Origin of the sequence: Afifella aestuarii (genome assembly GCF_004023665.1) — a bacterium.
Lineage (GTDB): Bacteria > Pseudomonadota > Alphaproteobacteria > Rhizobiales > Afifellaceae > Afifella > Afifella aestuarii.
In genome coordinates this window covers 126,093-145,556 of the sequence record NZ_SAUF01000001.1, presented here as the reverse complement: position 1 = coordinate 145,556, position 19,464 = coordinate 126,093, and the positions used below count along the sequence as shown (strand labels likewise).

Sequence of the window (19,464 nt, the reverse complement as noted above, 5' to 3'; positions counted from 1 at the left end):
GCCGCGCCAAGATCTGCCCGGGCGAAGATTGGCCCGGGCGAGCTCAGTCAGTCGAGAAGCGAGACGGCCGACGGCATCACCTCGCCGGCGACGAAGCCGTGAATGCGGGCGACGAAATCGTCGACCTTGCGCAACACCTTGCGTTCTTGCGAGGCGTCGGTGCGCAGAAAGAAGGGGTAATAATTGGTCGTGCCGAAATCGTCGATGAGGACGAGCCGGCGGATTTGGCCGTCGACGTCTTCCTGGACGAGAACATTGCACAACATGATTTTTCGCGTCGGCACGCGATACGTGACGAGATGGTCGCAAAACGTCTCAACGGCCGCCTGACATTCCGAGGAATAGCCGTGGATCGTCAGATAGCTTTCGAGCGTGCGTGAGATCTCGCCATCTCCGTCGCGAATGAGCTCCACCGAGAGCCCCATCCCGAGGCTTGTACGCAGGAAGCCGAACTGCCGCGCCACATGCGCGAAGGCTGCCTCGCCGCGGACCTGACCGAGGCGGCGCAGAATGTGCTCGTCCTGACGGTTGTCGTCGAAGCGCACGAGCGGTCGCAGACGCTTCCACGCGGCCTTTGACCGGCGCTGGTCGGCGAGCGTGTAATCCGGTCGCCGCACCTTGATCCCGCGGTCTTTTCTGGAGGGATCGACAAAGCAGAGCCGCCGCCCGCCGCGCGCAAACGGGATTGCCCGGCTGAGATCGACGGTGCCCGCCACGGACCGCCGGTCCGCTTGCGCATGCATCGTTTCCGGTCCGGCGACAAATGCCCAAACCGGCGCAAAAAACGCCCTTAGGCGCGCCGAAGCGCGCCTCTTTTCAATCGAATCGCAGACCATGTGCCCCGGCCGCCTGTTCGCATGCGCAGCGTCGATCCGCCGCGAATGTCATGTGTTTTTCATAAAGTCCCCAGAGATGGGCGTGACAAGGGCGGGCGGGTTGGAAACGCAAAAAAGTGACTGATGCGTTTCATATTGTTTCTCTTGCGCAACAGGTGCGCCTCTCGGATCGTGTTCCTTTTTCGTTCTTGTCATCTTCCGAAAGCTGAGTCATTCTGCAATCAGAACGGGGGTGGTGGCGATGGTTTCTCGTGTTACGACAGTGGCTTTTCGCGGGGTCGAGGCGATCCCCGTCGATGTCCAGGTGCTGATCGCGCCGGGGCGCACGCTCTTCAACATTGTCGGCCTGCCCGACAAGGCGGTGGCGGAAAGCCGGGAACGTGTGCAGGCGGCGATTCATGCGTCGGGTCTCGCGCTTCCGGCCAAGCGCATCACCGTCAATCTCGCCCCGGCAGACCTTCCGAAAGAAGGCAGCCATTATGATCTGCCGATTGCGCTCGCCCTGATGGCGGCAATGGGCGCCATTCCAGCCGATGCCGTCAGCGATCACGTGGTTCTTGGGGAACTCGGCCTCGACGGTCGCATCGAAGCGGTGGCGGGTGTGCTGCCGGCCGCCATCAGCGCCAATGCGCTGAAGAAGGGGCTCATCTGCCCCGCCGCCTGCGGAGGGGAGGCTGCGTGGGCCGGCGAAGAACTCGCCATTCTGGCGCCGAAGAGCCTGATTGCGCTCGCCAATCACATCGCCGGCAGTCAGGTCCTGTCCCAGCCCAAGCCCGCACTTCGCGCCGCGAGCGAGGCCCTTCCCGATCTCTCAGAGATCCGCGGTCAGGAGAGCGCCAAACGGGCGTTGGAGATTGCCGCAGCCGGTGGCCACAACATGCTGATGATCGGCCCTCCGGGGGCCGGCAAATCGATGCTGGCGAGCCGGCTGCCTTCGATCCTGCCGCCGCTTGCGCCGCGCGAACTCCTCGACGTGTCGATGATCTCGTCGATCGCTGGGACGCTCGCCGGCGGGCGGCTGTCGAGCCAGCGACCCTATCGGGCACCGCACCATTCGGCCTCCATGGCGGCGATGGTCGGCGGCGGCATCAATGCGCGTCCGGGCGAGGTCTCACTTGCCCATCACGGCGTGCTCTTCCTCGATGAATTGCCGGAATTCACCCCGGCCGTCCTCGATTCGCTGCGCCAGCCACTGGAGACCGGCGAAGCCGTCATCGCGCGCGCCAATCACCGGGTCACCTACCCGGCCGAATTTCAGTTGATTGCGGCGATGAACCCGTGTCGCTGCGGCATGGCGGGCGAGCCCGGGCACACCTGCCGGCGCGGCGCCCGTTGCGCCGCCGACTATCAGGCCCGGCTCTCCGGGCCTTTGATCGACCGCATCGATCTCAGGATCGAGGTGCCTGCACTCTCTGCCATCGATCTGATCGGACCCGCCGAGGCGGAGCCGAGTGCGGCCGTGCGCGAGCGTGTGGCGACGGCTCGTGCGATGCAGGCGGAGCGCTATATGTCCCGCGGCCTGCCGGGCCTGCGCATCAATGCGCGTGCCGGCAGTCGCGTGGTGGAAGATGTCGCAGCTCCAGACGAGGCCGGTGCCCGTCTCATTCGCGATGCCGCGGAAGCGATGGGCTTATCGGCGCGCGGCTACCACCGCGTCCTCAAGGTCGCGCGCACACTTGCCGATCTCGACCAGGAGGAAAAGGTGCGCCGCATCCATGTGGCGGAGGCCTTGAGCTACCGCCAGAGCGCGTCTCTGCTTGCCGCGGCCGCATGAGGCGCGCATCCGCGGAAAAGCCGCGGCAACCGAAGGCCGAGTGATGTCGCAAAGGGGCGCTCGAGCCTCTTCCTGCGATCATCCGCAGAAGAGAGCGGCGCCATGCGTCCTCGCCCGAGCGGGATCGCCCGTGTGGTTCGTCCGCAAAACGGCCGGTCAAGCGGCTTTCTGCAGTCCTTCGTATCGAAGGGCCCGGCCGTTTGCGTCGAAGAGCTGCAAATCTTCGGCATGGGCAGCAAGACGCACGCTTTTGCCGCGCTCGACCGCCACTTCGCCTGCAAGCTTCGCCACCACGGGATCGTCTTGGCGGCCGATATCGACGTAGACGAGCGTGACCTCGCCCAGAAGCTCCACCAGCGTCACCTCGCCTTCGATCAGCGGGTCGTCGCCGGCTTCCGCGAGGCGGAGGCTTTCCGGGCGGACACCGAGATGGCCGGGGCCTTGTGAAATGGCGATCCCCTCGGGGCGTGGGAGAGTGAAGTCTCTGCCGCCTTCAGGCGCGACCTGCAGCCCATCCTGCGTGGTGCTGAAGGTGGCAGCTAGAATGTTCATCGCGGGCGAGCCGATGAACTTCGCCACGAACAAATTGTCTGGCCGGTGGTAGAGCTCCAACGGCGTGCCGACCTGCTCGACCCGGCCTTTGTTCAACACGACGATGCGGTCGGCGAGCGTCATCGCCTCTACCTGGTCGTGGGTCACGTAGATCATAGTCGTGTCGGGCATCTTCTCGTGCAAACGGGCGATCTCGATGCGCGTCTGCACGCGCAGCGCCGCATCGAGGTTCGACAAGGGCTCGTCGAAGAGAAAGACCGCCGGGTCCCGGGTGATCGCGCGCCCGATCGCCACGCGCTGGCGCTGGCCCCCGGAAAGCTCCTTCGGCAGCCGGTCGAGATAGGGCTCGATTTGGAGAATGCGCGCCGCCTCGCGAACCCGCTTGTCCACCGCATCGCGCCCGGCCCCTTTGTCGAGGCGGAGCCCGAAGGCCATGTTGTCGTACACGCTCATATGCGGATAGAGCGCGTAGGATTGGAAGACCATGGCGACGCCGCGCTCCTTCGGAGTGCGGTCGTTGACGGTCTCCCCGCCGATCTCGAGCGTGCCGCGCGTGATGTCTTCAAGCCCGGCGATCACGCGCAAAAGTGTGGATTTGCCGCAACCGGATGGGCCGACGAAAACGACGAATTCCCCATCCTTGATGTCGAGGTTGATGCCTTCGAGCACTTTGACCTTGCCGAAGGCCTTATCGACGTCGCTCAGCCTGACATTGGCCATCGAAGCTCCTCCCATTTGACGACCGATCGCCGTTCAGCGAAGGCGCCGCCGGCCCTTCGCTTCAAGCAATTGTCGGGGAAACGCCCGATGGGGAGAGAGGCTGCAACTCCGTCCGGCGCAAAGCTCTCTTAGGCCGCTACGATTGAGGAACTGCCACCTGGCTTTCGTCTCAGGCGTCTGTCCGGCGGCGCACCCGCACCACGACTTCGACGGCGGTGATTTCCATGCCTTCTGGGGGCTCGGGAACCTGCGTCAGGCTCACCGGACCATCGATATCGATGAGGGAATTGTCCCCCTCGACGAAGAAATGGTGGTGGTCGGAGACGTTCGTGTCGAAATAGGTCCGCGCCCCATCGACTGCGACTTCTCGCAGCAGCCCGGCTTCGGTGAACTGATGCAGGGTGTTGTAGATCGTCGCAAGCGAGACCGGTACCCGCATCAGTTGCGCTTCCTCGTGCAGAAGCTCTGCGGAAATATGCCGATCACCCTTCTTGAACAGCAAGCCGGCCAGGGCCACACGCTGTCTCGTCGGCCGCAAACCGGCACGACGCAGCCAACGGGTCAGCTGCTCAGGCGAATTGTGGTTGTGTATAGCCGTCATCTCAGCTCGCTCTCGGCAGTCAAAGAGTTTATAGGACGCTGCCTTTAGCCCTATATGCGAATTTGTATCGTTCTGACAACTCTGACGCTGTGTCGCTGTTGCCGCGCGGCTCGGTTTCGCTACGCGGCGCGGTATGTTAGGTAGCGGGTTGTCGTTAAGGAACCCAAATGACCCGCCTCACAGAAAGACCAATGCAATGAATGAGCGGCGCAGCCATTTCGAGTATGAGGACCTTCTTGCCTGCGGGCGGGGAGAGCTTTTCGGGGAGGGCAATGCGCAATTGCCGCTGCCGCCGATGCTGATGTTCGACCGTATTTCGGAGATTGCTGACGAAGGTGGCGAATATGGCAAGGGGCGGATCCGTGCCGAGATGGAGGTCCGTCCCGACCTCTGGTTCTTTCCCTGCCATTTCCATGGCGATCCGGTGATGCCAGGCTGCCTGGGTCTCGATGCCCTGTGGCAGCTTCTCGGCTTCTTCCTCGGCTGGCTCGGTGCCCCGGGCAAGGGCCGCGCGCTCTCCGTCGGAGAAGTGAAATTCTCCGGTATGGTTCTTCCGACCGTCAAACGACTGGAGTACGGAATAGAGCTGAAGCGCATCCTGCGCTCTAAACTCACGCTCGGCATCGCCGATGGCTGGCTGAAGGCCGACGGAGAAGTCATTTACCGCGCAAAAGATCTGAAGGTCGGGCTGTTTACAGCGAATCAGGCTGTCGCCACCGCGTAAGGCGCGCCAGGACCGGACTATCAAAGGGAGAAGGTGATGCGACGGGTCGTCGTCACCGGTATGGGGATCGTATCCTCGATCGGCAACAATACGCAGGAGGTTCTCACCAGCCTGCGGGAAGCGCGCTCGGGGATCGTGTTCGCGCCGTCTTATGCCGAGCATGGCCTGCGCAGTCAGGTGCACGGCGCGCCGACGCTCGATGCCAGCACGGTCGTGGACCGACGCGCCATGCGTTTCCACGGCGGCGGCACGGCCTGGAACCACGTCGCGATGGAACAGGCGATCGCAGATTCGGGCCTCGAGAAGGACGACATCTCCAACGAGCGCACCGGCATCATCATGGGCTCCGGTGGGCCGTCGACCCGTGCCATCATCGAGGCGGCCGACAAGACCCGTGAGGCTGGTTCCTCGCGAAAGGTCGGCCCCTTCGCCGTGCCGAAAGCCATGTCGTCGACCGCTTCGGCGACGCTTGCGACCTGGTTCAAGATCAAGGGCGTCAATTATTCGATCTCCTCGGCCTGTGCCACGTCCAACCATTGCATCGGCAATGCCTGCGAGCAGATTCAGTACGGCAAGCAGGATGTGATGTTTGCCGGCGGCTGCGAGGAGCTCGATTGGACCCTGTCGGTACTGTTTGACGGCATGGGCGCGCTGTCCACGAAGTACAACGATCGTCCAGCCATTGCCTCGCGGGCTTACGACAAGAACCGCGACGGGTTCGTCATCAGCGCCGGGGCGGGCGTCCTCGTGCTCGAGGAGCTGGAGCACGCCAAGGCGCGGGGCGCCAAGATCTATGCCGAGATTGTCGGCTACGGCGCCACCTCCGATGGTGTCGATATGGTCGCGCCGAGCGGCGAGGGGGCGATCCGCTGCATGCGCATGGCGCTGCAGAACGTCGGCGAGAAAATCGACTACATCAATCCACACGCGACCTCGACGCCGGTCGGTGACCTCAAGGAGATCGAGGCGATCCGCGAGGTGTTCGGCTCAGGCGATGCATGCCCGCCGATTGCGGCGACGAAGTCGCTCACCGGCCATTCGCAAGGCGCCACGGGTGTTCAGGAATCGATCTACACGCTTCTCATGATGCAAAACGGTTTCATCTGCGAGAGCGCTCACATCGAGGAGATGGACCCCGCCTTCGCCGACATGCCGATTCTGCGCGAGCGGCGCGACGGCGTGGAGATCAACACAGCCTTGTCGAATTCCTTCGGCTTTGGCGGCACCAATGCCACTTTGGTGTTTCAACGGCTCGGTTCCTGATGTCTCAAGTGAAAGGCCTGATGGAAGGCAAGCGCGGCCTCGTCATGGGTGTCGCCAATGATCATTCGATTGCCTGGGGCATCGCCAAGGCGGTTGCCGAACATGGCGGCGAGCTTGCTTTCACCTATCAGGGCGAACAGTTTGGCCGACGCGTGAAGCCGCTGGCCGAAAGCGTTGGTTCGACCCGCGTCTATCCTTGCGACGTCGAGGACGACGCCTCCATGGACGCCGTGTTCGCAAAGATCGCCGACGATTGGGGACAGCTCGACTTCCTCGTCCACGCCATCGCATTCTCGAACCGGGCCGAGCTGAAGGGCCGTTTCGTCGATACCTCGCGCGAGAATTTCGTGCGCACGATGGTGATCTCGTGTTTCTCCTTCACCGACATCATGCGCCGGGCGGCGCCGTTGATGTCGCCGGGCGCTTCAGCGCTCACCCTGACCTATGCGGGCTCGACCCGTGTCATGCCGAATTACAACGTCATGGGTGTCGCCAAGGCGGGGCTCGAGGCCTCTGTGCGCTATCTGGCGAGCGATTTCGGCACGGCTGGCATTCGCGTGAACGCGATTTCGGCGGGCCCGGTGCGGACGCTTGCCGGTTCGGGCGTCTCCGATGCGCGGCTCATGTTCAACTATCAGCGGGCAAATTCGCCGCTGCGCCGGGCCGTGACGATCTCGGATGTCGGCGGTGCCGGCCTTTATCTGTTGAGCGATCTTTCGGCGGCGGTCACGGGCGAGATCCATTTCGTCGATTCCGGTTACAGCACCGTCTCCATGCCGCGGCTGGAGATGCTGAAGCGGGAAGAAGATATCATCGACGAGGAAGCGGCCTCCGAATAGGACGCTTTCGGACCTCGAGGCTTAGTCGGCTTGCCATTTCACCGCGCCGATATCCCCGTTTCCCACAGCCTCTCCCGCCCTCCATTTACGCTTCTCTAAGCGCGGTGACCTAGCTTCCCGACGATCGGATGGCATGGCCATCGCAGCGATGGGGAGTAAGGATGCGTCTGATCGGCAAGAGGCTCGTCTCTCCGCTTCTTGCGGTCCTCATCGCCGTCGGTGTGGTCGTCGGCATTTTCCTTGTCGGCCATTACCAGATCCGCTCGGTTCTGAAGAACGAGGCCACGCTCGTCGCCACCGCCTGGTACGAGAGCGCCCGCCACGGTCGAAGCGGCCTGGACGGCCTTCTCGATGGGCGCTCCGAAGCACTCAATGCGCCGCTTCTGCGCTCCTTCGCCATCGATACCCTGGCCGTCGACGATCCGCAGACGGGCGTCGTGACGGTGGTCGGCGACGAAGGCCGGTCCGAAAAAGAGCTGCGGCCGATCCTGGAGACGAAGGGGGACCAGCTCGGAAACCAGCAGCGTTCGGTTCACGCCGTCGACGAATCCCTATTTCTTTCGCCGAAATTTGCGACCTGGGTCGTTTTCCCGGTCACTCCCGAGGGACGCCAGGTCGCCGTTCGTTTCGACCAGACATTTGAGGCCTCCCAGCTCCTGACGACGTTCAACCGGCAACTCGTCTATCTGACCGGCATCGCCGTTGTGACGTTTTTCTCCTTCATGGCGGGCTACACCTATCGCACGCAGCAAATGCAGCGTGAAAAACAGGATCTCGTCTACATTGCGATGCACGACGAGCTGACCGGACTCGGCAACCGGAAGAAGTTCGAACAAAGCCTCGGAGAAATGCTTGGAAGAGCCTCCGAAAAGACCCACAAGATCGGCCTCTTGATCCTCGATCTGGACGGTTTCAAGAGCATAAATGATACGCTCGGTCATCCGGTCGGCGACAATCTCTTGCGCGCGACGGCGGAGCGCTTGAAGAACTCGTTGCGCGACGAAGATCTGCTCTGCCGTCTCTCGGGGGACGAATTCGCGGTCATCGTCCCTGTCGTCCACGACAACCATGCTCTGCCCGCGCTCGCCGATCGCATGATCCGGCTGATCGAGCAGCCGTTTCGGATCGAAGGCCACGAGATCACCATCGGTTGCTCGATCGGCATCACCGTCGGGCCGGATAACGGCGACACTGCCAAGACACTGATCCGAAACGCCGATTTCGCTCTCTACCGGGCCAAGGCGGGGGGACGACAGACCTGGCGCTTCTTCGATCCGAAGATGGCAGAGGACCAGCGCTCGCGCGAGACTCTGGAAGATGGCCTGCGCTATGCCATCCAGAACGACCTCTTCACGCTCCTCTATCAGCCGCAATACGATCTGAAGAGCGGTGAGGTCGTCTGCTATGAGGCGCTTCTGCGCTGGAAGCTCACCAATCAGAATCTTGTCCCGACTTCGATGTTCCTGTCGGTTGCCGAGGAGACGGGCCTGATCATTCCGATGGGGGAATGGGTGATCCGTCAGGTCGCCCGCGATTGCCGTGCCCTGCCGGCTGACGTTCGGGTGGCGGTCAATCTTTCGGCCGCGCAGTTGCAGCGCGATGGCACGGAGACCTATATCGCCGAAGCCTTGGCAAACTCTGACATTCCCCCAGATCGCATCGAAATCGAGGTCAACGAAAGCATCCTCGGACGCGGAGAAGAGGCGGCCTTTTCGCGGCTTGAACGGCTGCGCGAAGCCGGGGTCTCCCTCGTCCTCGACAATTTCGGCGTCGGAACCTCGAGCCTCGGCCTCTTGTCTCGCTATCCCTTCGACAAGATCAAGCTCGACCGAACGTTTCTGTCGCGCATCTCCGATCCGCAAAAGGCTCGCGCCGTCGTGTCGGCGGTATGCCGCCTCGGCCAGTCGCTCGGCATGGCGATCGTCGGCGAGGGCGTGGAAAACGAGGCGCATCGCGACCTGCTGCGCGAAAGCGGTTGCAACCTTGCTCAGGGCTATTTCTACGGCGAGCCGGTCACCGTTGAAGAGGTGATTGGACAAGAGGCGCTGGCGACCGCCGCGCTCAATTCCGCCGCGAAAACGGCAGCAGATGGTAGCGGCGATGGCTCGGCCACTCCGCCGCCTGGCCCGACACATGGGGACGGGCGCAATATCCGGCTCGTTGCGAACGGCTGAGAATATCGGGGTTGCTGCGAGGAGGGCCCAGCAAACACCCGCCTCAGAAAGTCAAAGACCGAAAAAGAAAAGGGCGCCTCGCGGGCGCCCTTTCCTGTTCTTGTCGGCCGGTTCGCTTACGCGGCTTCCGGCTCGATCGGCTCGCCGGTCTCCTGGTCCACGACCTTCATGGAGAGGCGCACCTTGCCGCGCTCGTCGAAGCCCATGAGCTTCACATAGACCTCGTCGCCTTCCTTGACGACGTCGGTCACCTTGGCGGGGCGGCCGTTGTTGAGCTGGGAAATGTGCACCAGCCCGTCCTTGGAGCCGAAGAAGTTCACGAAGGCGCCGAAATCGACGGTCTTCACCACGGTGCCGCGATAGATCGCGCCCACTTCCGGATCGTCCGTGATGGAGCGGATCCACTTGATTGCCGCGCGGATCGATTCCCCGTTCGGCGAGGCCACCTTGACCGTTCCGTCGTCGGAAATGTCGACCTTGGCACCCGTCTTCTCGACGATCTCGCGGATGACCTTGCCGCCGGAGCCGATGACTTCGCGGATTTTGTCGACCGGGATCTTCAGTGTCTCGATGCGCGGCGCATATTCGCCGAGCTCCGGACGGGCCTGCGTCAGCGCCTTCGACATCTCGCCGAGGATGTGCATGCGGCCGTCTTTCGCCTGGTCGAGCGCGATCTGCATGATCTCTTCGGTAATGCCCTGGATCTTGATGTCCATCTGCAAGGAGGTGACGCCGCTGGTCGTGCCGGCGACCTTGAAGTCCATGTCACCGAGATGATCCTCGTCGCCGAGAATGTCGGTGAGGACGGCGAACTTCTCGTCTTCCTTGATGAGTCCCATGGCAATGCCCGCGACCGGGTTCTTCAGGGGCACACCGGCATCCATCAGAGCAAGTGAGGTGCCGCAGACGGTTGCCATCGACGACGAACCGTTCGATTCCGTGATCTCGGAGACGACGCGGAACGTGTACGGGAATTCGTGCGCCGGCGGCAGCATCGGGTGGATGGCGCGCCAGGCGAGCTTGCCGTGGCCGATTTCACGGCGGCCCGGCGAGCCGATACGGCCCGTCTCGCCGACTGAGAACGGCGGGAAGTTGTAGTGCAGCATGAAGGCTTCCTTGTAGGTGCCTTCGAGGCTGTCGATCATCTGCTCGTCTTCGCCGGTGCCGAGGGTGGCGACCACGAGGGCCTGCGTCTCGCCGCGGGTGAAGAGGGCCGAGCCATGCGTACGCGGCAAGATGCCGACTTCGGCCACGATCGGACGGACCGTCTTCAGGTCACGACCGTCGATGCGCGCACCTTCGTCGAGAATGCGACCGCGGACGATCTCGCTTTCCAGCTTCTTGAAGATGTCGCCGACGACCTGCTTCGACGGGGCTTCCGGATTGGTTTCGTCCGTCAGCGCCTCGACGGCCTTCGCCTTGGCGGCATCGACGGCGCCCTTGCGCTCGGCCTTGTCGGCGATGAGATAGGCCGACTTCAGATCCTCCGCGACAATGTCGCGGACCTGGGCGAGAAGGGCGCTCCGGTCTTCGACCTCATGGGCGCGTGGCGCCTTGGCGGAACGCTCCGCAAGCTTGATGATGGCGTCGATGACGGGCTGAAAGCCCTTGTGACCGAACATCACCGCGCCGAGCATGACGTCTTCGGGAAGCTCGTCGGCCTCCGATTCCACCATCAGGACGGCATCGCCGGTGCCGGCGACGACGAGATCGAGGCGTGATTCCTTCACCTCATCCACGGTCGGGTTGAGGACGTAGCTGCCGTTGATGTAACCGACGCGCGCACCGCCGATCGGGCCCATGAAGGGAACGCCCGAAAGGGTGAGGGCCGCGGAAGCCGCAACCATCGCGACGATATCGGGATCATTTTCAAGATCATGCGACAGAACGGTCGCAATCACCTGGGTGTCGTTCTTGTAGCCCGGTGCGAAAAGCGGACGGATCGGCCGGTCGATGAGGCGCGAGGTCAGCGTCTCTTTTTCAGTCGGACGTCCCTCACGCTTGAAGAAGCCGCCCGGAATGCGGCCTGCCGCGTAGTACTTTTCCTGGTAATTGACGGTCAGCGGAAAGAAGTCGAAGCCGGGCTTCGGTTCCTTCTCGGAGACGACGGTGGCGAGGACGGTGGTCTCGCCGTAGGTGGCGACGACGGCACCGTCCGCCTGACGGGCGACCTTGCCCGTCTCGAGCCGGAGCGGACGCCCGGCCCAGTCGATTTCAACTGTCTGGTGATCGAACATGGGTGTTCTGCCTTTCGTATGGAGGCGAGAAGGACCATGCGCAAGATGGCGGGAAGGTCTTCGCTCCGGTCCCGGCAGCGAGACCATCCAGCGATCCTGCCATGGCCGTTCCAGCCTTGAACATCAAAAGGCAGCGGCGGCCTTTGCCGTCCGCTGCCTGTATTAGGCGCCTAGCGGCGCAGCCCGAGACGGGAAATGAGCGCCTGATAACGCTCCGCGTCTTTGCGCTTCAGGTAATCAAGGAGCCGACGCCTCTGCGAGACGAGCTTCAAGAGGCCGCGCCGGGAATGGTTGTCCTTGGCGTGCGATTTGAAATGCTCCGTCAGGTTGGCGATGCGCTCAGAGAGGATCGCGACCTGCACTTCCGGAGAGCCGGTATCGCCCGACTTCGTGGCGTATTCGTTGATCAGTTCCTGCTTGCGATCGGGTGTGATCGACATCTCGTATCCTTTCGTGGTGATGCCATCAGCCGGGATGTCGTCCAGCCAAGGCCTTATAAGAAACGCCGCCCAGCGACCCGAAGGGCAGGCGACGCCAGCGCCCATATAAGCGAGAATGCGGCAATTTTCCAGCTTTAAGCCGCTGCCGCGGGTACTACGGCGCGCTAAAGCTTGAAAACGCGCCGAGGATTCATTTCGCCGCCGGCAATGTCGACGAGCGCGACGAGGCGGCCTTCCGAAACCGTGTAGGCGCTGCCGCCGACAGGGGCGTCCGCACCGCGGAGGAACGCGGCCTGACCGTTTCTGAGCCGCATCGCGGCATGATTGTCGATTCGGATCAAGGGAAGATCGGTGAGCCCCGCCTCGACGGGGCGCAACAAGGCGCCCGGCGTCTCGGCATTCGCCTCGAGCTCCGCATAGGGCACCATGTCGTCTTCACCGAATGGCCCGACGACGAGCCGGCGAAGGGCGGAGACATGCGCGACCGTGCCGAGCTCTTCGGCCATGTCGCGCGCCAATGCCCTGACATAGGTCCCCTTGCCGCATTCGGCGTGGAAGATTGCGTGATCGGCATCGGGACAATCGACGAGATCCAGCCGGTGCACGACGATCTCGCGCGGCTCGAGCTCGACCGTCTCCCCGTCGCGGGCGAGATCATAGGCGCGTTCACCCGCGATCTTCACCGCCGAGTAGCGCGGCGGCACTTGCGACAGCGTGCCGGTGAAATCGGGAATGAGGGCGCGGATGTCGTCTTCACTGGGTCGCACGTCCGAGCGCTCCACGACCGGGCCTTCGCGATCGTCGGTTTCCGTCTTCTCGCCCCAGCGCACGGTGAATTCGTAGACCTTGCGTCCATCCATGACGAAGGCGACGGTTTTCGTCGCCTCGCCGAGAGCGATCGGCAGACAGCCGGAGGCCAGGGGATCGAGGGTCCCCGCATGGCCGGCCTTCTTTGCGTCGAAAGCCCGTTTCACTTTGGCGACGGCCTCCGTGGAGGTCATGCCGACGGGTTTGTCGAGGACGAGCCAGCCGTCAACGTCGCGGCCCTTGTTGCGCCGACGGGACATGTCTAGCGGCCTTCCTCTTCATCGTCGTCGTGGAGATCTTTCTGCACTTCCGGCGAGCGCAGCAATTCGTCGATGCGCGCATCGTCCTCAAAGCGCGTGTCGAGGCGGAATTTGAGATCCGGCATGGCGCGCATCTGGCGCAGCGCAGGCGTGATCCGCCCGCGCAGGAAACGCGCATTGCGGTTGAGCGCGGCAACGACGCCGTCGCCATCCTCGATTCCGAGGGGATGAATGAGAGCGGTCGCATGTTTGAGATCCGCCGACATTCTGACTTCGGCGATCGTGACGATGACGCCATCGAGGGCCGGGTCGTTGCTTTCGCCGCGCTGCAGGACTTCAGCAAGCGCATGGCGGACGAGCTCTCCCACCCGCAGCTGACGCTGCGAGGGGCCGGCAGAATGAGAACTTTCGAAACGGGACATGGTCTTCAAGGCAACGGCGTTGATGAGTGGATCGGCGGCAGAAAGGCTCGCGCATCCCGACAACGATAGAACCGGGGTCGAGCCAGGTGAGCGTCAACGCCCCCGGCGATGCCGGAGGCGAAGCTCTGGAGACCCCGGCGAAGGGCCGACGCTTAAAGCGTGCGGGCCACTTCTTCCACGCGGTAGCACTCGATGATGTCGCCGACGCGCATGTCCTCGTACTTCTCGAAGGCCATGCCGCATTCCTGGCCGCCCGGCACTTCGCGGACTTCGTCCTTGAAGCGCTTGAGCGTCGAAAGCCGACCTTCGTGCACCACCACGTTGTCGCGGATGAGGCGCACACCCGCACCACGCTCCACCTTGCCTTCGGTGACGCGGCAACCGGCGACCTTGCCGACCTTGGTGATGTTGAACACCTCCAGGATCTCGGCATTGCCGATGAAGGTTTCGCGCCGTTCGGGCGAAAGCATGCCCGACATCGCCGCCTTCACGTCATCGGTGAGGTCGTAGATGATGTTGTAGTAGCGGATTTCGACGCCATCGCGGGCTGCCGCTTCGCGGGCCTGCTTGTTGGCACGCACGTTGAAGCCGAGGACCGCCGCATTGGAGGCCGCTGCGAGCGTGATGTCGGATTCGGTGATGCCACCGACGCCCGAATGCACGATGTCTGCCGCGACTTCGTCCGTCGAGATCTTGTCGAGAGCGCCGATGATGGCTTCGACCGAACCCTGCACGTCGCCCTTGATGACCAGCGGAAAGGTCTTGGTGCCTTCCACCTGCAGCTGGTTCATCATCTGCTCCAGCGATCCCCGCTGTCCCGTCTGACGGGCGACCGCCTTTTCGCGGCGCACGCGCTGACGATATTCGGAGATCTCGCGGGCACGGCCTTCGTTGTCGACGACCGCGACGCGGTCGCCGGCTTCAGGCGTTCCCTGGAAGCCGAGCACCTCGACGGCCCGAGACGGTCCGGCCTCTTTCACCTGGGCTCCGGTGTCGTCGATGAGCGCGCGCACACGACCCCATTCAGAACCGGCCACGATGATATCGCCCGAATGCAGCGTGCCGCGCTGAACGAGCACGGTTGCCACAGGACCACGGCCACGATCGAGCTGCGCCTCGACGACGATGCCCTCTGCGCTGCGGTCCGGATTGGCCTTCAGGTCGAGAAGCTCCGACTGCAGCAGGATGGCTTCCAGAAGTCCGTCGAGATTCATCCGCTTGGTGGCCGAAACCTCGACCTCGAGCGTGTCGCCGGACATCGATTCCGTCACCACCGAATGCTGCAGAAGATCGGTCTTCACGCGCATTGGATCGGAATCGGGCTTATCGATCTTGTTGATCGCCACGATCATCGGCACGCCGGCGGCGCGCGCATGATTGATGGCTTCCACCGTCTGCGGCATGACGCCGTCATCGGCCGCCACCACCAGAACAACGATATCCGTCGCCTGCGCGCCGCGGGCACGCATTGCGGTAAAGGCGGCGTGGCCCGGCGTGTCGATGAAGGTGATCTTCTGACCGTTCTTCTCCACCTGATAGGCGCCGATATGCTGGGTGATGCCACCCGCTTCGCCGGCGACGACCTTGGTTTCGCGGATCGCGTCGAGAAGCGAGGTCTTGCCGTGGTCGACATGGCCCATGATGGTCACGACCGGCGGCCGCGGCAGCAGATCTTCTGGCACATCCGGCACGTCGAACAGACCTTCTTCCACGTCGGATGCGGCCACGCGGCGCACATTGTGACCCATTTCTTCGGCCACGAGCTGTGCGGTGTCGGCATCGAGAATGTCGGTGATCTTCACCATCGTGCCGGACTTCATCAGAAGCCGGATCACGTCGACGGCACGTTCGGCCATGCGGTTGGCGAGATCCTGCACGGAAATCGCCTCCGGGATGGTCACATCGCGCGCGATCTTCTCGTTCGACGGCGAGAAGCCGGATTGCTGACGCTTCTCCTTCTCCCGCTTGCGCCGGATCGAAGCGAGCGAACGTTCGCGGTCGCCATCTTCGAGGGCGTTCGTCACGGTGAGGCGCCCACGGCGGCGATCACCGCCACCCGTCGTCTTCTTGGCGGGCTTGGCGACCTCGGGACGCTTCGGCCTCTGCACGGCACGGATTTCCTTGGGCGCCTCGTCGGCATTACCCGCGGCTCCGCCGGCGGCAGCCGGAGCTGCCTTTGCGGCCTTGGCCGTTGCGGCAGGCGCAGACGTCGCGGCAGCCGGCGCTGAGGCTTGTTCCCCTGCGTCCGGTGTGGCCGCGTGCTTGCCGGCGGCCTCTTCGCTGCGACGGCGCGCTTCCGTTTCCGCGGCGCGGCGCTTGTCTTCTTCGGCCTGACGGCGTGCGGCTTCTTCGCGCTCCTGGGCGAGGCGCTTTTCTTCCTCGGCCCGTCGCGCAGCCTCGATCTCGGCCTGACGGCGTTCTTCCGCTTCGCGGACGCGGGCATCGGCCAGCGCCTGGGCGCGGGCGTCACGCTCGTCCTCGGTCAAGGATTTCAACACGAGACCTGTGCGGCCACGCTGCTGCTGTTCGCGCACGGGTGGCGTGGGCGGTGGCGGCGGAGCCTTGGCGGCCTGCGTCGGTCGTGTCGTGGTCTGGATCGGTGTTTCGGGCGCATCGGGACGATCGCCGCCCCCGTGGCGGCGACGCTTCTTCTCCACCACGACTGCTTTCGATCGTCCGCCGGAGAAGCTTTGGCGCACCGTATCTGTGTCACGCCTCAAGGACAGCGTTTTACGGCCTCCTACGCGAAGCGTTTTGTCGCCTTTGCTTGTCGTCTCGCTCATGCCTATTCCCATTCATCGCCGGTCGGCGACGTCAATATCGTGTTCGCGCTCTGGCGGCTGCTGACAGATCTCGTTGTCGAAGCGGAGATTGCGCAGCGCCGCGTCATGAAAACTTCGTCCCGCCGCGCCATCCAGCACGGCAGCATGTATCACATGTGGCCGCCCCAATGCCAAACCCAATTCGGCGGTCGTCAAATGGGCGACGAGAAGGGGCTCGTCTGTGCCGGTCGAGGCCAGACCTTGCCGCGCGGCGCCCGCCAGCTTGTTGCGTCCGTCATCAGCTGCTTCGACAGCATGGACGAGGCAGATTGCCTCTCCGGAACGCAGGGCCGCTTCGACCTTGGCAAAGCCGCACACCACCTGCCGCGCTCTTGCCGCAAGTCCGAGGCGGCCGAGAAGTTGGCTCTTCAAAAGTGCGGCGATCTGATCGCCGAGATCGTCAGCGACCTTTGCCTTAGTCTTCAAAGCACGGTCGAAAACATGCTTCCGGCGGGCTTCCTCGATGACGGGTCGCCGCCCTTCGAGCCACATGCCGCGCCCGGGGAGGCGTGCTTTGAGATCGGCGACGACGTCGCCTTCGGGAGATGTGACGAAGCGTATCAGCCTGTCCTCCGGCAGCACCTGCCGGGAGACGGCACACATTCGCCTCCTCCCTATTTTGGGGCCGGAGTGCTTTTCTGCAAGAGCTGGAGCCGCCTCGATCACGCTGATGCCGTCTCCTCCTCCTCGGCCTCGTCGCTCTCCTCTTCAGGCTGAGCGAGATCGGCTTCGGTGATGATGCCGGCATGAAGCCTGGCGCCCATGACCATTTCTTCCGCCTCTTCGCGTGACAGCGAGAAGTCGTCGAGGATGCCGGCGAAGCGTTTCGTCTCGCCGTCCTTGCGTTCGGTCCAGCCGACGAGATCGTCGACGGCGCAATAGGCGAGATCTTCGACGCTCTTCACGTCGTTCTTGCCGAAGGCGACGAGCATGGCCGTCGTCACACCGGTGATTTCCTTGAGCTCGTCGGCGACGCCGAGCTTCTTGCGCTCTTCGTCCTGTTCGGCTTCGAGAGCCTCCAGATACTCGCGGGCGCGCATCTGCAGCTCTTCGGCGGTGTCCTCGTCGAAGCCCTCGATGGTGGCGAGTTCGTCGATTTCCACGAAGGCGATCTCTTCCACGTCGGCAAAGCCTTCCGAGGCGAGGAGCTGCGCGACCATCTCGTCGACGTCGAGGGCATTCTGGAAGAGCTCGGTACGCTCCTGGAATTCCTTCTGCCGGCGCTCGGATTCCTCGTCTTCCGTCAGGATATCGATGTCCCAGCCGGTAAGCTGCGAGGCGAGCCGCACATTCTGGCCGCGGCGGCCGATGGCGAGCGACAGCTGGTCTTCCGGCACCACGACCTCGATGCGTTCCGCATCTTCGTCGAGCACCACCTTGGAGACTTCCGCCGGCTGCAAGGCATTGACGATGAAGGTCGCCGCATCGGGCGACCAGGGGATGATGTCGATGCGCTCGCCCTGCAATTCGCCGACCACGGCCTGCACGCGCGAACCGCGCATGCCGACGCAGGCGCCGACCGGATCGATGGATGAATCGTTGGAGATGACAGCAATCTTCGCCCGCGAGCCCGGATCGCGGGCAACGGACCGGATCTCGATGATGCCGTCGTAGATTTCCGGCACTTCCATGGTGAAGAGCTTCGCCATGAATTGCGGATGCGTGCGCGACAGGAAGATCTGCGGCCCACGCTGCTCGCGCCTCACATCATAGACATAGGCGCGGACGCGGTCGCCGTAACGGAAATTTTCGCGCGGGATCAGCTCGTCGCGACGGATGATCGCTTCGCCACGGCCGAGATCGACGACGACATTGCCGTATTCGACGCGCTTGACCGTGCCGTTGACGATTTCGCCGATGCGGTCCTTGTAATCTTCGTACTGACGGTCGCGCTCGGCGTCGCGCACCTTCTGCATGATGACCTGCTTGGCCGATTGCGCGGCGACGCGGCCGTAATCGAGCGGCGGCAGAGGTTCGGAGATGAAGTCGCCCACCTGCGCTGCGGGGTTGCGGCCGCGCGCGTCTTCAAGCGCAATCTGCGTGGCGAAATCTTCAGGCCTCTCGACCACTTCCAGGAGACGCTGCAGGCGGATGTCGCCGGTTTTCGGATCGATCTCGGCGCGCACATCCGTTTCCGCGCCATAGCGCGATTTCGCCGCCTTCTGGATCGCGTCCTCCATGGCGGAGATGACGATCTGCCGGTCGATGCTCTTCTCCCGCGCCACCGCGTCGGCGATCTGCAGAAGTTCGAGCCTGTTTGCACTCACTGCCATTGGACAGCTCCGTTTCCCGGCCCACCGGGCCTGTTATCCTTGCCCTTGCGGGCCTGAAGCGATCGGGACCGAAATCCCTGACCCTCGTTCGTCGTTCAGTCGCTCTGGCGGTCCGCCTGGGTCGCCGCGATCAGCTTGTCGGTCAAGATGAGCTTGCCATCGGCGACCTCGCTAAGCGGCAGCCACACATCTTCGCTGCCGCCTTCGCTGGTCACCCGCATGCCCGTGGTGCCCTCGCGCACACCGAGCAGGATGCCGCGGAAGCGCTTACGGCCGTTCTGCAAGACCGCCATTTCGATCTTCGCTTCGTGGCCGGCCCACAATTCGAAGTCCTTCACCCGCGTCAGCGGGCGGTCGATGCCAGGAGAGGACACTTCGAGATTGTAAGGCCGTCCGACCGGATCGTCGACATCGAGAGCCGGCGACAGGTCGCGGCTGATGGCTTCGCAATCGTCGACGCCCATCGTGCCATCCGGGCGTTCGGCCATAATCTGCACGGTCATGCCGTTCTGGCCCAGCACTTTGACGCGCACGAGTTCGTAGCCGAGACCCGATACCACGGGCTCGGCGATGTGCGCGATACGTGCTTCCAGTCCGGTCTCGCGGATCAATCGCTCGCTCGACGGAGTGTGCATGTCTGTGTCGGTCATCTTCCTCCCGAAGATGCGGAAACCCGCCTTGCAGCAACGGCTTGAGCCAAGTGGCGGCAATAAAAAAGAG

General features: G+C 63.4%; 16 protein-coding genes. 5 read left to right on the top strand and 11 right to left on the bottom strand.

The window, feature by feature from the left end; translation table 11 throughout:
- Positions 1-47: 47 nt before the first annotated feature.
- Positions 48-743, bottom strand: a complete 696-nt coding sequence (locus EO094_RS00590) for a YrbL family protein (RefSeq protein ID WP_164879501.1) — start codon at positions 741-743, stop codon at positions 48-50.
- A 334-nt stretch (positions 744-1,077) separates the two neighbouring features.
- Here EO094_RS00590 and EO094_RS00585 point away from each other — a divergent pair, with 334 nt between their 5' ends.
- Positions 1,078-2,610 carry a YifB family Mg chelatase-like AAA ATPase gene (locus EO094_RS00585; RefSeq protein ID WP_128290427.1) on the top strand — a complete coding sequence of 511 codons (1,533 nt, stop codon included), beginning with the start codon at positions 1,078-1,080 and terminating at the stop codon, positions 2,608-2,610.
- A gap of 156 nt (positions 2,611-2,766) precedes the next feature.
- On the opposite strand, the gene EO094_RS00580 is transcribed toward EO094_RS00585, so the two are convergent.
- Both EO094_RS00580 and irrA read right to left on the bottom strand, forming a co-directional pair.
- Complete coding sequence (locus tag EO094_RS00580; RefSeq protein ID WP_128290426.1) at positions 2,767-3,882, bottom strand: ABC transporter ATP-binding protein; 1,116 nt, start codon at positions 3,880-3,882, stop codon at positions 2,767-2,769.
- Positions 3,883-4,051: 169 nt separating this feature from the next.
- Complete coding sequence (gene irrA, locus EO094_RS00575) at positions 4,052-4,483, bottom strand: iron response transcriptional regulator IrrA (RefSeq protein ID WP_128290425.1); 432 nt, start codon at positions 4,481-4,483, stop codon at positions 4,052-4,054.
- Positions 4,484-4,679: 196 nt separating this feature from the next.
- Here irrA and fabA point away from each other — a divergent pair, with 196 nt between their 5' ends.
- The 4 genes from fabA (at position 4,680) to EO094_RS00555 (ending at position 9,483) form a co-directional block, all read left to right on the top strand.
- The gene (gene fabA / locus EO094_RS00570) at positions 4,680-5,207 is read left to right on the top strand and encodes a 3-hydroxyacyl-[acyl-carrier-protein] dehydratase FabA (protein WP_128290424.1); all 528 of its coding nucleotides are present in this window, start codon (positions 4,680-4,682) and stop codon (positions 5,205-5,207) included.
- A gap of 36 nt (positions 5,208-5,243) precedes the next feature.
- Entirely contained in the window at positions 5,244-6,470 is a 1,227-nt protein-coding gene (gene fabB / locus EO094_RS00565) for a beta-ketoacyl-ACP synthase I (protein WP_128290423.1), read from the top strand.
- Between the two features lie 8 nt (positions 6,471-6,478).
- Positions 6,479-7,309, top strand: coding sequence for an enoyl-ACP reductase FabI (fabI, locus tag EO094_RS00560; RefSeq protein WP_128291742.1), 831 nt, complete (start codon positions 6,479-6,481; stop codon positions 7,307-7,309).
- A gap of 161 nt (positions 7,310-7,470) precedes the next feature.
- Positions 7,471-9,483 (top strand): putative bifunctional diguanylate cyclase/phosphodiesterase, encoded by a 2,013-nt coding sequence (locus tag EO094_RS00555; RefSeq protein ID WP_164879500.1) that lies wholly within the window; start codon positions 7,471-7,473, stop codon positions 9,481-9,483.
- A gap of 116 nt (positions 9,484-9,599) precedes the next feature.
- Here the strand turns inward: EO094_RS00555 and pnp are convergent, their stop codons facing one another.
- From pnp to rimP, 8 genes are all read right to left on the bottom strand, one after another.
- Positions 9,600-11,720 (bottom strand): polyribonucleotide nucleotidyltransferase, encoded by a 2,121-nt coding sequence (pnp, locus tag EO094_RS00550; RefSeq protein WP_128290421.1) that lies wholly within the window; start codon positions 11,718-11,720, stop codon positions 9,600-9,602.
- Positions 11,721-11,890: 170 nt separating this feature from the next.
- The gene (rpsO, locus tag EO094_RS00545) at positions 11,891-12,160 is read right to left on the bottom strand and encodes a 30S ribosomal protein S15 (RefSeq protein WP_092812128.1); all 270 of its coding nucleotides are present in this window, start codon (positions 12,158-12,160) and stop codon (positions 11,891-11,893) included.
- Between the two features lie 164 nt (positions 12,161-12,324).
- The gene (gene truB / locus EO094_RS00540; RefSeq protein WP_128290420.1) at positions 12,325-13,227 is read right to left on the bottom strand and encodes a tRNA pseudouridine(55) synthase TruB; all 903 of its coding nucleotides are present in this window, start codon (positions 13,225-13,227) and stop codon (positions 12,325-12,327) included.
- A 2-nt stretch (positions 13,228-13,229) separates the two neighbouring features.
- Positions 13,230-13,649: a 30S ribosome-binding factor RbfA gene (rbfA, locus tag EO094_RS00535; RefSeq protein ID WP_128290419.1), complete on the bottom strand. Its 420-nt coding sequence runs from the start codon at positions 13,647-13,649 to the stop codon at positions 13,230-13,232.
- 152 nt (positions 13,650-13,801) lie between these two features.
- Positions 13,802-16,432: a translation initiation factor IF-2 gene (infB, locus tag EO094_RS00530; RefSeq protein ID WP_128290418.1), complete on the bottom strand. Its 2,631-nt coding sequence runs from the start codon at positions 16,430-16,432 to the stop codon at positions 13,802-13,804.
- Positions 16,433-16,444: 12 nt separating this feature from the next.
- Positions 16,445-17,074 (bottom strand): RNA-binding protein, encoded by a 630-nt coding sequence (locus EO094_RS18945; protein WP_128290417.1) that lies wholly within the window; start codon positions 17,072-17,074, stop codon positions 16,445-16,447.
- A gap of 59 nt (positions 17,075-17,133) precedes the next feature.
- A complete protein-coding gene (gene nusA / locus EO094_RS00520) occupies positions 17,134-18,744 on the bottom strand; it encodes a transcription termination factor NusA (RefSeq protein WP_128290416.1) in 1,611 nt (536 codons plus the stop codon).
- Positions 18,745-18,839: 95 nt separating this feature from the next.
- Positions 18,840-19,394: a ribosome maturation factor RimP gene (gene rimP, locus EO094_RS00515; RefSeq protein WP_128290415.1), complete on the bottom strand. Its 555-nt coding sequence runs from the start codon at positions 19,392-19,394 to the stop codon at positions 18,840-18,842.
- Between the last annotated feature and the right edge of the window lie 70 nt (positions 19,395-19,464).

Bases quoted from the DNA above. Each gene is read 5' to 3' on its own strand.
- EO094_RS00590 (WP_164879501.1), bottom strand. From the start codon at position 743: ATGCATGCGCAAGCGGACCGGCGGTCCGTGGCGGGCACCGTCGATCTC.
- EO094_RS00585 (WP_128290427.1), top strand. From the start codon at position 1,078: ATGGTTTCTCGTGTTACGACAGTGGCTTTTCGCGGGGTCGAGGCGATC.
- EO094_RS00580 (WP_128290426.1), bottom strand. From the start codon at position 3,882: ATGGCCAATGTCAGGCTGAGCGACGTCGATAAGGCCTTCGGCAAGGTC.
- irrA (WP_128290425.1), bottom strand. From the start codon at position 4,483: ATGACGGCTATACACAACCACAATTCGCCTGAGCAGCTGACCCGTTGG.
- fabA (WP_128290424.1), top strand. From the start codon at position 4,680: ATGAATGAGCGGCGCAGCCATTTCGAGTATGAGGACCTTCTTGCCTGC.
- fabB (WP_128290423.1), top strand. From the start codon at position 5,244: ATGCGACGGGTCGTCGTCACCGGTATGGGGATCGTATCCTCGATCGGC.
- EO094_RS00555 (WP_164879500.1), top strand. From the start codon at position 7,471: ATGCGTCTGATCGGCAAGAGGCTCGTCTCTCCGCTTCTTGCGGTCCTC.
- pnp (WP_128290421.1), bottom strand. From the start codon at position 11,720: ATGTTCGATCACCAGACAGTTGAAATCGACTGGGCCGGGCGTCCGCTC.
- rpsO (WP_092812128.1), bottom strand. From the start codon at position 12,160: ATGTCGATCACACCCGATCGCAAGCAGGAACTGATCAACGAATACGCC.
- truB (WP_128290420.1), bottom strand. From the start codon at position 13,227: ATGTCCCGTCGGCGCAACAAGGGCCGCGACGTTGACGGCTGGCTCGTC.
- rbfA (WP_128290419.1), bottom strand. From the start codon at position 13,649: ATGTCCCGTTTCGAAAGTTCTCATTCTGCCGGCCCCTCGCAGCGTCAG.
- infB (WP_128290418.1), bottom strand. From the start codon at position 16,432: ATGAGCGAGACGACAAGCAAAGGCGACAAAACGCTTCGCGTAGGAGGC.
- EO094_RS18945 (WP_128290417.1), bottom strand. From the start codon at position 17,074: ATGTGTGCCGTCTCCCGGCAGGTGCTGCCGGAGGACAGGCTGATACGC.
- nusA (WP_128290416.1), bottom strand. From the start codon at position 18,744: ATGGCAGTGAGTGCAAACAGGCTCGAACTTCTGCAGATCGCCGACGCG.
- rimP (WP_128290415.1), bottom strand. From the start codon at position 19,394: ATGACCGACACAGACATGCACACTCCGTCGAGCGAGCGATTGATCCGC.